This window comes from Trichocoleus sp. DQ-A2 (genome assembly GCF_039961915.1).
Taxonomy (GTDB): Bacteria; Cyanobacteriota; Cyanobacteriia; order Cyanobacteriales; family FACHB-T130; genus FACHB-T130.
In genome coordinates this window covers 57,120-69,596 of the sequence record NZ_JAMPKD010000025.1, presented here as the reverse complement: position 1 = coordinate 69,596, position 12,477 = coordinate 57,120, and the positions used below count along the sequence as shown (strand labels likewise).

At 43.4% G+C, this 12,477-nt stretch carries 10 protein-coding genes; 6 read left to right on the top strand and 4 right to left on the bottom strand.

Going from position 1 to position 12,477, the window contains the following annotated elements; all coding sequences use genetic code 11:
• Positions 1-72 precede the first annotated feature (72 nt).
• The 3 genes from NC997_RS21855 (at position 73) to NC997_RS21845 (ending at position 2,057) form a co-directional block, all read left to right on the top strand.
• Positions 73-1,182: an alpha/beta hydrolase gene (locus NC997_RS21855; protein ID WP_190529704.1), complete on the top strand. Its 1,110-nt coding sequence runs from the start codon at positions 73-75 to the stop codon at positions 1,180-1,182.
• A 136-nt stretch (positions 1,183-1,318) separates the two neighbouring features.
• Positions 1,319-1,663: a hypothetical protein gene (locus tag NC997_RS21850; protein ID WP_190529702.1), complete on the top strand. Its 345-nt coding sequence runs from the start codon at positions 1,319-1,321 to the stop codon at positions 1,661-1,663.
• The gene (locus tag NC997_RS21845) at positions 1,653-2,057 is read left to right on the top strand and encodes a hypothetical protein (RefSeq protein WP_199306289.1); all 405 of its coding nucleotides are present in this window, start codon (positions 1,653-1,655) and stop codon (positions 2,055-2,057) included. Before NC997_RS21850 ends, NC997_RS21845 begins: the two co-directional genes overlap by 11 nt.
• Before the next feature lie 6 nt (positions 2,058-2,063).
• On the opposite strand, the gene NC997_RS21840 is transcribed toward NC997_RS21845, so the two are convergent.
• From NC997_RS21840 to rsgA, 4 genes are all read right to left on the bottom strand, one after another.
• On the bottom strand, positions 2,064-5,438 hold the full coding sequence (locus NC997_RS21840) for a non-ribosomal peptide synthetase (RefSeq protein ID WP_190529700.1): 3,375 nt from the start codon (positions 5,436-5,438) through the stop codon (positions 2,064-2,066).
• A 141-nt stretch (positions 5,439-5,579) separates the two neighbouring features.
• Positions 5,580-6,305 carry a cyclase family protein gene (locus tag NC997_RS21835; RefSeq protein WP_190529698.1) on the bottom strand — a complete coding sequence of 242 codons (726 nt, stop codon included), beginning with the start codon at positions 6,303-6,305 and terminating at the stop codon, positions 5,580-5,582.
• A 195-nt stretch (positions 6,306-6,500) separates the two neighbouring features.
• Entirely contained in the window at positions 6,501-8,114 is a 1,614-nt protein-coding gene (gene abc-f / locus NC997_RS21830; RefSeq protein ID WP_190529696.1) for a ribosomal protection-like ABC-F family protein, read from the bottom strand.
• 259 nt (positions 8,115-8,373) lie between these two features.
• A complete protein-coding gene (gene rsgA / locus NC997_RS21825) occupies positions 8,374-9,435 on the bottom strand; it encodes a ribosome small subunit-dependent GTPase A (RefSeq protein ID WP_190529693.1) in 1,062 nt (353 codons plus the stop codon).
• A gap of 503 nt (positions 9,436-9,938) precedes the next feature.
• Between rsgA and NC997_RS21820 the strand changes: the two genes are divergently transcribed.
• From NC997_RS21820 to NC997_RS21810, 3 genes are all read left to right on the top strand, one after another.
• Positions 9,939-10,712: a nucleotidyltransferase domain-containing protein gene (locus NC997_RS21820; protein ID WP_242031491.1), complete on the top strand. Its 774-nt coding sequence runs from the start codon at positions 9,939-9,941 to the stop codon at positions 10,710-10,712.
• Between the two features lie 452 nt (positions 10,713-11,164).
• The gene (locus tag NC997_RS21815; protein ID WP_190412268.1) at positions 11,165-11,347 is read left to right on the top strand and encodes a hypothetical protein; all 183 of its coding nucleotides are present in this window, start codon (positions 11,165-11,167) and stop codon (positions 11,345-11,347) included.
• Positions 11,348-11,503: 156 nt separating this feature from the next.
• Positions 11,504-12,046, top strand: coding sequence for a CDP-alcohol phosphatidyltransferase family protein (locus NC997_RS21810; protein WP_242031490.1), 543 nt, complete (start codon positions 11,504-11,506; stop codon positions 12,044-12,046).
• The last annotated feature ends 431 nt before the right edge of the window (positions 12,047-12,477 follow it).

Here is a 12,477-nt window from a genome sequence, read left to right as displayed (position 1 = left end):
CGACTGTGGTCTAACCTCGGTATGACGTTGGAAGACAACGCAGTCAACATCCTACCCTAAAGGTTTCTGCTCATGGTGTTCATGCCCCTCAATTTCCTACTCGTATGGCTGGTTGGATTGCTGTCCATCGGGATACTGGGCGGAGGGATTTACATTCTGTATGAGTGGTATGAAGGGGAACTGGTGGGGACATCCTACTTGATAGGCGGACTGGCGATGGTTTTGTGGTCTCTTGGCGGTCGTTTTATCAGCTTGCCGCTGCTGCGTCGCCAAGGTGCTGACGAACCTAAATTGATGCGTACTGGAACTGTACAGCGCTTGCCACGACCGGATGGTAGCGTCCTGCACGTAGAGTTCTATGGGCCTGAAGATGGTCAACCGATTATCTTTTCACACGGTTGGGGACCAAACAGTGCGGTATGGTACTATGCCAAGCGACAACTGAGCGATCGCTTCCGAGTAATAGTATGGGATTTGCCAGGACTCGGAAAATCCACTAGACCCAAAAATAACGACTACTCCGTAGAAAAATATGCCCGTGACCTCGAAGCCGTTGTTGCGAGCGCGGGAGACAAGCCGGTTATCCTGCTTGGACACAGCATGGGTGGCATGATTAACCTAACATTCTGTCGGCTGTTTCCAGAACATCTGGGGCGTCGCGTAGCAGGCTTAATCCTCGCAGATACAACCTACACCAATCCACTGAAAACTTCTATCTTGAGCAGTGTGTTACCCAAATTGCAGAAACCGCTGCTTGAACCATTGCTGTACCTCACCATGCTCCTGTCACCCCTCTTTTGGCTGATGACTTGGCTAAGCTATCTCAACGGTTCGCTACACATCAGCGTAGAGATTTCTGGATTTAAGGGGACTGAAACCCGCGGTCAACTGGATTTCGCCGCTTTCTTATCGGCTTTAGGTTCGCCTGGTGTTCTCGCTCGCGGTACATTGGCAATGTTCAATTTCGAGGAAACAACAACACTCCCAACGATTAACGTTCCGGTGTTGGTCGTTTGCGGTGCAACAGATATCGCAACTAAACCTGTTGCAAGCGATCGCATGAAAGCGGAATTGCCTCAAGCTGAACTCGTCACGATCAAGCCGGGTGGACACATGGCTTTGGTGGAGAAGAATCAGCTATTTTCCGAAGTTGTCAGTGCGTTTTGTGCTAAATGCGGGTAACGCTCAGAACAATATATCAATGCTTAAAACAATAGGTGTCTTCTGACATAAAACTGAGCATTGCATTGATTGTCTGTTGGGGGTTACAGTTGTGATAGATAGGACTGCAACCTGATGATAACAAAATTAAAACCTGATGCAGGATGAGCCACCTGTCGATCTCTTTTTAGCCCAGCTATGTGAAGGATATACCGAGGCAGAAGTTGCCGAAATAGAGCAGTATATAGCTGAATGGGATGCCTCTACTTATATCAGCGTGGCTCAGAATATTTTAGACCATGCTTCAAGAAAAGAAATTGACCCATTAAAATATCTCCGAAAAGCCCACAACTTTAATAAGAAGGGAGCAGCACGAGTTCCTAAAACTGGATATCGTCGGGATGGTTCAGCAGTCTATCGAAAAGGAAATGAATATCTGATTGTCCGACCCGATCGATTTGGTATTGAAAAAATAGTTACTTATGGAGTAAATGATGAGTGAAGCCATGCTCAATACTCAAAGTGCTGAAATTACTAGAAACTACATTAGTCATCTGTTAAAGGAGTTAACTGTCAATTATCAAAATAGCAAACGAGAGCGAAAAGAAATTGCTTCTCTCTCTCCAAATCCTGATGAAGAATTTACTGTTTTAGAGGAAATTGAACTGCTAACGGTAGATATTCGGGGCTATGCTAGTCAGATTCAAGCAAGAGGTTCGATTGAAAACGAACTAAAGGCAATTGAGCGATTGCAAACTATGCGAGTCTTCGATGTTCCAGCGATCGCGAGAATTTACTTTGCAATAGATGGAGACTACGGGCAAATGAAAGCTTATATTCGGATGCTAGATTACTTGCGCTTGCTGACTCTTGAGTATTTGCAAATGAGATTGTAGAAAGACTTAAAATTCTATTTCTTCTCGCTCATTTCCCGTGGAACTCGTGTTATCCAAACCTTTCGCCGCCCAACACATTGTTTCAATGTGCCTAGCTAAGCTAGCTACTGTTGGAGATTCAAACAAGTTGCGTACAGACAACTCTATTTGGAAAGCATCGCGGATGCGGGAAGTTAGCTGAGTTGCGAGTAGAGAATGACCGCCCAATTCAAAGAAATTGTCGTGGACACTTACCTGCTCTTTTCCCAAAACTTTAGCCCAAATTTCGGCTAGCGCTTCCTCAACGCGATCGCGTGGTGCGACATAATTTTCTTTAATCTCAAAACTGAGCGTATCTACCTCAGGCAAGCCACGGCGATCCACTTTGCCATTCGGTGTCAGCGGGAGAAATTCCAGCATCACATAAGCTGAAGGCACCATGTATTCTGGTAACTTTTCTTTCAGGAATTGTCGCAGATTTATGCTTGCTGGTGCCTGTTTTTGGTTAGGAACAATATAAGCAACCAAGTGCTTATCACCAGGGATTTCTTCCCTAACAATTACCGCTGTCTCGCTCACTACTGGATGCTGATTGAGCGCCGCTTCAATTTCGCCCAATTCGATGCGGAAGCCGCGAATTTTTACCTGATTATCAATGCGACCTAAAAACTCAATATTGCCGTCTGGTAGATAGCGGGCTAAGTCACCCGTTTTATAAAGTCGTGCTTCTGTTTTCTTACTAAAAGGATTAGAAATAAAGCGTTCAGCAGTTAATTCAGGGCGATTCAGATATTTTCGCGCCAATCCATCACCGCCAATGTACAATTCGCCGACAACACCAATCGGTACAGGTTGTAAATGAGCATCCAGCAAATAAATCTGCGTATTCGTAATCGGGCGACCAATGGGGATAGAGGCTGCTGATTCTGTTAATTTCTCCACGCAGTAATAAGAAGAAAATGTCGTACTTTCCGTTGGCCCATAGACATGAATGAATTGCTTTGGCACTCCATGTTTAAGAACCTTTCTGACCCACCGAATATCAACAGCCTCACCTCCAAATAGCAAATAGCGCAAGTCAGCGAAAGCTTGTGGAACCTCTCTAGCAATCTGTTGAAATAAAGCGGTTGTCAAAAATAAAATGCTAATGTCTTTTTGTTGAAGTTGTAAGGCAAACTCGTGGGGCGAAAGGGTGACATCTCTGCTAATTCCAACAAGTTGAGCGCCATTGAGTAACGCGCCCCAAATCTCGAACGTTGCTGCGTCGAAGGAAGTGTTTGAGGCTTGGGCAACTTTATCATCAGGCGACAATTTTACATAATTTGTGTTGCATACCAGCCGATTGACAGCTTTGTGAGTAACCGCAACTCCCTTAGGATTTCCTGTAGAACCAGAAGTGTAGATTACATAAGCTAAGTTCTCGCTGGTTACGCTGCTATTCGGGTTTTCTTCACTTTCTTGGGCAATGATTTCCCAATCCTTATCAAGGGACACAACTGGGTTTGACAAACCCTCAAAATGCCCAACAAATTTTTCCTGTGTCAGCAATAGTACGGGCGTATCCGTGCCAATAATTTCTGGATTGAAGCCAAAGTTTTTCTGTAGAAATGCTTCGCCCTTACAAGCATCATCAAGCATAAACTTCAAACGTTCTTGAGGATAACTAGGATCTAAAGGCACATAAGCTCCCCCTGCTTTCAGAATGCCTAGTAATCCCACAATTAGGTCTACAGAACGCTCCATACAGATGCCGACTAAAACTTCCGAACCTACCCCCAATTTTTGCAAATAATGTGCTAATTGGTTGCTGCGTATGTTCAACTCCCGGTAGGTTAGAGACTCGATAACCCTTGTCTCTAAATTCTCAAACCTTACTGCTATAGAATTAGGATTTTGCTTTACCTGATTTTCAAATAACTGATGGATACACTGATTTTCAGGATAATCTGCCCCGGTGTCGTTTATTTGTATTAATAACTGCTGTCGTTCAGCTTCACCCAATAGCGGTAAATTTGCAACTCGTTCTTCGGGATGATTAACAATCCCTTCAAGCAATGTTTTAAAATGCCCCAGCATTCTAGTAATCGTGGCTTCATCGAATAAATCCGTGTTGTAAACCACTACGCCTCTAATCCCCTCAGAATTCTCCCATTTACCGCCCCACAAGCTCCGGAAATCTTCGGAACACTTCCACAAATGCAACTCCAAATCGAATCGGGTTGTTTTAAAGTCAACATCCATAAAGCTAGGCACTAATCCAGGCAGTTCTAACGCTGACATTGGCGCATTCTCAAAGCCAAATACTACTTGGAATAGCGGATGAATATTTAAGTTGCGCTCTGGATGTAGCTCCTCAACAAGTTTCTCAAAAGGCAAATCTTGATGGCTGTATGCGCCTAGTGTTACCTGCCGAACTCTGCTTAAGAGTTCGCGGAAAGTTGGGTTTCCAGATAAGTCGGTACGTAATACCAAACTATTGACAAAAAAACCAATCAATCCTTCAATTTCACTGCGGTTACGGTTAGCAATTGGCGAACCCACCGCAATATCTTCTTGATGCGTGTATCGATAGAGTAAAATCTGAAATGCTGCCAGCAAAGTCATAAATAGGGTGACACCTTCTTGCTGCGAAAGCGTCTGAAGCGCATCACTTAGCTTTTCCGGTAACTCTAAAGATTGCGTTGCGCCTCGATAGCTTGCAACAGCTGGTTTCGGTCGGTCAATAGGCAAATTTAGTATGCAAATACCGTTTAATTGTTGTCGCCAGTAAGCTAACTGGGTTTCCAGCACTTCTCCTTGCAGCCACTCGCGCTGCCAATGGGCAAAGTCAGCGTATTGCAGGGGCAGTTCCGGCAACGTAGAGACGGGATGCATCGCGTCTTTACAAGTAAAGGCTGTGTACAGGGTTCCCAGTTCCCGAATCAGCACTCCAATCGACCAATCGTCGCAGATAATGTGGTGCATATTCAGCAATAGAATATGTTCTGTTTCGGAAAGCTGTAGCAGCTTCACTCGCAGCAATGGGATAGAAGACAAATCAAAAGGACGCTCGATTTCTCCTGCTACCAATTGTTGTGCTTGGAGTTCGCGATCGCATTCTGGAAATTGCCGCAGGTCTACTACGGACAGAGGGATGGTTAAGCCGGAAGCCTTAGCGCAACTTTCCGCAGGAATCACTTGTACGGGTTGCCCCTCTAGCACCTTAAATGTAGTCCGTAAGGCTTCGTGGCGACGCACAATTTCGTTAAATGTCTGCTCTAATGCCGCGAAATTGAGCGCACCTTTTAGGCGAATGACTGTCGGCACATTATAGATCGCATTGCCAGGTATCAACTGGTCAAGGAACCACAGCCGCTGTTGGGCAAATGATGCAGGAAAGACAAAAACCTCTTGTTCAGACATATCGATTCTTTCTTTTGCAGCTATCGGGGCGTTGTCGGCATCCGGCGTCATCTATCTTTGCTTTCACCACAAGGGATAATCGCCTATCAAGGTTGATTGAAGGCGCGATCGCGTAAAGTCAATGCGATTTTTGTGCAGATATCAAGGCAAAAAAGCTAACACGGATACAGGTGTCCCAGAACCACCCCGTAGACGTAAAATCCCAATGACTAATGTGGTGCCAGTAGGCGATAACCGATCGAGATTTGTCAGATTTTCCAATATAATTCCAGCCTTTTTTAGTACCAGGCGGTTGGTGCTAAAGGTTTCATCTTGCCCTGGATCAACGCCATGAGTATCAATTCCCACGCCAGCGATCGCGCGTTCTTCGACTAAGAATCGGCTAGTTTCAGCCCCAAACCCCGGAAAGTGAAATTTGCCCTTTTCGTCCTGATTTAAAAAAGCTCTTCGATCGCTCCACTTTTCTTGCCAACCCGTGTATAGAAGTACAACAGTGTTAGGGGAGATAGGATGGTATTGCTGTTCCCAGTCGAGGACATCGGCTGTTGTTAAACCATAGTCAAAATTAGCAATGGTTTTGTCGCGGATATCGATAACAATTGCTGGTACAACGAGCGACTGAGCCGGATAACTCTCAATCCCAACCCCATCTTCATAAAAGCTACTGGGTGCGTTAATATGAGTGCCGCTGTGTTCTCCCATCGAGACCCTTCGTAGATAGTAGCCATCTTTTTTTAACTCGGCGACTGGCTCAAATTCAACGAGTGGATCGTTTTGCCAAATAGGAATATTTGGCTCAATGACATGACTCAGGTCTACAATTTGGGTGTAATTAATGGTTTTAAGATTATTTGAGTTAGGGTTCATGGCATCTGTTTAATAAACATATCCGACGCCTCAAGGAGTATCTATAACAATCCTACTTTAATTGGGAACTAGCGGTTCAGATACCCAACTTTTCTAAGCAGTCGGGTATCTCGCATTCACAAATAATTTGGACTGCTATAGATAAACAAACTTGCCCATTTATATACACCTAATTCTAGTTCAATCTACCTTTGGCTATGCAAGCAACTCTTGATAATATTGTTCTGTCTCATCGGGAAGAAAAACGGTCGTTCGCATCGCCTTATTTTGAATTTTAAAGGCTTTGGTTATCTGAATGCGACTGAGAAAATCTATGTCATGAGAAATTACTAATATAGCGCCTCGATACTCTTCTAACGCTTCGACAATTTGAGTAACGGTTTCTAAATCCAAATTGTTCGTTGGTTCATCCAATACCAGCAACTCAATTTCCGATACGCTAATCGTCGCCAGAGCAAGTCTTGCTAGCTCCCCTCCACTTAATATCTCAGCTTTTTTATTTACTTCATCATTGAAGAATAAAAAGTGTCCTAGCTGTTGTCTGATAAGTTGATACTCAAGATTGGGATTCGCTGCTTGCAAATTTTCTAAAATGGTTTTTCCTCTATCTACTATCTCGTAAGTTTGGTCAAGATATACTACTTTTAACTTCGGAGCAACTGAAACCTTACCCGATTCAAGAATCGCTGGGGAATTTTTTCGATGGATGTCCAAAACTGCCCGAATTAAGCTTGATTTTCCCGATCCATTAGCCCCAGAAATAGCAACTCGCTCACCGGATGCTATGTGCATCTGTATATTCTTGATGAGAAACTGACTTCCAATCTTCAGATTTGCTCCTTGAATGTCAATTAAGCTTCTCCCCTTTTTACTCCTTTCTTCTTCAAGGCGAACAATGGCAACTGGATTTGTCCTAATTTTGGCAGATTCCAAATTTTGTGTAGCTTTAGCGATAGCCACCTCATTTTTTTTTGAGGCGCTTCCAGCACTTGCTGATGCTCGATTCTCAAAGTATCTTCTTGCAGATTTTCCCATACTTCTATCGTGAGCTTGTTTACGCCCTTCTCTTCGGGATTTTCCTGCTCGTTTCTCTTCTTGCAAAGACGCATCAGTTGCCTGCTTAAGTTCTTTTTTGGCTATTTCTCGCGTCCTCAAAGCTACCTGAAATTCAATTTCTTTTTGTTCCTTGTAGCTGGAAAAGTTCCCGCCATAAACCTTCACTCCTAATGGGGTTAACTCCCAGATGGTGTTGACGACTTGATCTAGGAAAAAAGGTTTGTGAGAGACAAGGACAAAAGGTTGTTTCAATTCTTGGAGGAAATGCTTTAGATTCTCCAAAGCTAAGAAATCAAGATGATTCGTGGGTTCATCTAGGAGTAGCACGCTTGGGTTTCTGTATAAACCAATTGCCAGAAGCAGTTTAGTAAGCTCACCGCCACTCAAACTGCTAACGGGTAGCGAAATATCTACTGAAGTTTTTAACTTCGCTTCTAACAGGTTACTAATTTCCCACCAATCCTCTGAAAAATAACTTAAAAAATCAAAAACAGTCGCGCCTTGGGTTGACTGGATAAGGGTGCTAATTTGTGGAAGGTAATAAACCGTACCTTCACGATTCACAGAACCCGAACTAGGCTGAATTTCACCAGCCAAGATTTTGAGCAAGGTTGATTTTCCTACCCCATTAGCACCGACAAGCGCAATTCTATCTCCCTCATTCACTGTGGCTTGAACATTGGTAAATAAGGTTTGGTCGGAAGCGAGTTCGTAGCTAATTTGTTCGGCGGTTAGAAATGATTTTTTTTGCATATATGCTGAATCCTGGGTAATTAGAGTACAGATGATGATTTTTTGTTAGGTTCTTCATGGCTATTTCCAAAATACTGAGTGTTGATAAAAAACGCTGGCAAGTCAACTCACGGCTACACGAATTCAACTGCTTATGCGGAATTGAGGCCTTGAAACTTCCAAGTTTAACTTGGAAGTTTCGAGACTCCACTTCCCAATCCTTACTGGCTGCTCCTAGAAGTTAACGCTTTTTTGCTGGCTAAGATAATGACTTAGCTGCTTAGCGTTTTGGATTGTTTCTTAGAGCTTTATGGATTTTTTTCCATTTTTCCTTCTCGGCTAAAGACGCTTTTTGATCTTGTTTCCGGTTATTGTATTCAAGCTCTTGTTGAAGTTTTCGGTAGTTCCGGAAACGTTGCTTATCTAGAATGCCATCAAGCAAAGCTTGTTGCACTGCACAACCGGGTTCTGCTTCATGTTGGCAATCGCGAAAGCGACACTCTGTAGCAAGCGTATTAATATCAGTGAAGGTTTCCTGAAAGCCTTCACTTCCATTCCACATCTGAATTTCTCGCATTCCCGGAGTGTCCATCAGCAAACCCCCAGAAGGCAAAATAATTAACTCTCGATGTGTTGTGGTGTGGCGGCCTCGATTATCTCCTTTGCGTACTGATTGAACTGCTTGAATGTCCTTTTTAGCTAATTGATTGGTAATCGTCGATTTCCCGACTCCCGAAGAACCAATTAGTGCTACCGTTTGTCCCGTACCGAGATAGGGACTCAAGCCATCGAGTCCTTGGTTCTCAATTGCACTCAAGCTAATAATGGGTACGCCAGGAGCGATCGCTTCTACTTCCGTTTTTCGTTGCTCAACTTCATCGCACAAGTCCGCTTTATTCAGAATGATGACTGGATTCGCTCCACTTTCCCAAACCAAAATTAGATAACGTTCGATTCTTCTGAGATTGAAATCCCGATCCAATCCCGAAACCAAAAACACCGTATCAATGTTGGTGGCAATTATTTGCTCATCTGTTTGTGCGCCGACAGTTTTCCGAGAAAATTTGCTTTTTCGGGGCAAAATTTCATGGATTTTTGCTCTTTCTTCATCGCCAATGATGCTAACGACTACCCAATCTCCGACCGCTGGAAAATCTATTCGTCGCTCGGCTTGGTAACGCATTTTTCCCGTTACTTCTGCCGATAGTTCTCCAAACTCGGTGTAGAGAAGGTAGGTATTTTTTTGCTCTAGAGCAACTCGACCAACCGTGTATCCTTGTTGAAAATAGCTGTCAAAGTTTTTCGCAAAAAAACGATTCCAGCCTAACAACTCTAAATTCATTGAAGTTTCCTCTATGGGTGCGGTTATAGACCGCCAAACTCACAGAGGAATCGCGTAAATTATTCGCGTACATCAGAATAATTAAATGAAAAGCTCTGTGAGGATGGGGTGTTGCGTCTGAATGGTTGTGGCGGTCTTAACGGCTACACGCTCTAACATCACTCTTCCTCCTGAGATACTTTTCAATAATTTCCCGGTCAAGGGAACTGTAGTATGATACTACAACCAGTTGCAGTTGGCTGAAGGTAGTTTACAAAACTTACCAACGCACGCCAAACTGTTGTATTCCATCGCGTTGTTCGCTGAGCTTATCTTATTCGCGCTTGTTGTCCTGGGAAATCACCCGATCGGGTGAGTCGGGAGGATGATGATCCTGTTGAGATTTTAGTTCTGCCCTGAAATAAATTACCCTACCCTACCCTTAGGAAAGGCTAACGCGAACGGGAACGCTTACGGCGAACGGGCTAATCGCTAAAGGCTTAAATTTTCTACATATTTTATACATGATGATGAGAGGAAAAATTCTTGAAACGCTGATTAATACCTTACAGCCAATTGATTTTGTTTTTGCTTTCTGGCAAGGAGGTTCGGCTGCACATGGCTATACAGATGAGTGGTCTGACCTCGACATTCAGGTAACTGTTGAAGATGAGCGCGTTGAAGAAACGTTTTCTATTGTAGAAACTGCTCTAGAAACTATTTCTAAAATTCGATTTAAGTTACGAGTTCCCGAACCGACTTGGCATGGTCACTCACAATGCTTTTACCAATTAGAATCAGCAAGTCCGTTCTTAATGATTGATTTTGTGCTAATGAAGCGGAGTAATCCCAATCATTTCCTAGCGTTGGAGCGGCATGGAAATCTAGTCGTTGCATTTGATAAAGCTAATCTTATTGTTCAGACGAATTTGAATCAAAGCGAACATTTAGAGGAAATGAAAGCAAGATTAAAGATTCTAAGAAGTAAATTTGATTTTCTGCAAGTCTTTGTAAAGAAAGAGATTAATCGGGGGCGGTTTGTGGAAGCGATCGCTAATTATCACAACTACACAATGCAACCTTTAATAGAAGTTTTGGGAATGGTATATCGACCGAACCGATACGATTTTAAAACAAAATACTTTAGCCGAGACTTTCCGCCAGATGTAATCGCTAATGTGTCATCCCTTTATGGCATAGAAAATCTTGCTGACCTTGCTGAAAAACAACAACTTGCCGAGAAGCTTTTTGCTGAAGCTACGCAGCAGGCTGAAACAAAATTATTCGCTCCGCTCTAACAAATGCAAGCTTAGCTGCTAACCGGATAGATGGGACATTCACAGAATTACTCCGCCTCAACCCCCAAATGATTCGTGAAGGTAAGATCCTTGACTTCTCTACGTCGGGGATCTCAAGCGCTGGTTACAACTCAAATAGGATTGCTATATCAGAGCGATCGCTCTCCTTGTGATGAAATTCGTTCGTGTAGAGAAAGCATCATGGAGATGCACCCGAAGCGATAGCCATTTGCCAACGCCTAGACAAGGCGAAAAAGACTTCACTATTTCCGCAAGGGATCGGCCAATTCTGCAACTGACCCCTTCTCAAGGCGCAGCGGCTACGAGAAAACTAGGTTTACAGCCACCAAGCAGGCGTACTTTTCAAAAACTGGTAAGCGATCGCTCCCCGTAAATCTGGATTCCCATAAAACTAAGGGTAATCGAGAACTTCACCCCCCAGGCATCTACCAATGATGGAAATCCTAGCTTACCTCCACACTGCGCTCGCCTACGAAACTGCAACCCGCAGACCCCTCAACCGCTTGGAACGCTACGAACCACTTCCTTTGCCTTTAGGGACAAGCGCGAGATCCAGTGATGTAGCAGCGAATGAGCAGTACGAAATGCAAGCGATAACGGTGCTTCCTTTTTAGATATAGCCATTAATTTTTCGACTCCTACACATAAGCTTCTTCTTAGCCCTCCTTTTTTAAGGGGGTTGGGGGGATCTGATGTGTAGCTTCACAAAAGCGAAATGGAATTAGCGATCGCGTCTTTATCATCACACGCTTACTTATGCCCTCAATAACATGAACAACGTAAATACAATCGAACACTCCCAACGCGATCGCCAAAAATATTCATCCTTGATTCTGCAATCTCTTCCCATTTCACTGGTCATTATCCGCCTCTGCCTAAGCCCTTTGCTATTATGGGATGCCCTTGACGGTACAACCAGTCCCTGGTTCATTTTTAGTTTTGTACTTGCCTTTCTTTCAGATATTTTTGATGGCGCGATCGCCCGTCGAATCGGTGTCAGTACCGCTGCTTTGCGACAAGCCGATAGTTTAGCTGATGTTTGTCTTTATCTATGTATCGGAATTAGTGCATGGTTAGTGCATCCTGATGTAGTTACTAAATTCTCGATACCATTGAGCCTCATAATCTTGATGCAATTAATCTGGTTGGTAGTAAACTTAGCGAAATATGGAAAACCTGCCAGCTATCACACTTATTCAGCCAAAGCTTGGGGAATAACGCTATTCATCACCACAATTGCCCTATTCGTTTTTAATTATGCTGGAGTTACGCTATTGATGATGATTGCTGTAGGTTGCATTCACACGCTATAAGAAATTGCCATGACACTAATTCTTCCGGATTGGACACACGATGTCTTGAGTATTGTTCATGCGCGAAAGATAGTTTCTTATAAAAAATAGTGCTTTCAACTTAAGAAGATAGGTAGTTGATAAGACTTTTAGAATCCCTGTAGGCGGGTTTCCTGAATATAGCTGCGACTTTAGCCGCCTAGATAATATCAGTGGTTTCAGTTTTTGAAACCACCACTTTAGATGCCCTAATCACAATGTTATAAAAATAGTAGCAAATCTCCCGACAGTATTAAAAGTTGCGGTTATGGCAATCTGATTTTAGTTTTATTTTTATAAAGTGCTTTGAGTGCGTTCAAAATCTAGAAATGCACTCAAAGCCTTGTGCTAACGTGCCTGTAAAACCTAGAAAAAATTTAGTTTGGAACATAGGTTTTTCAGCCACGTCTCAA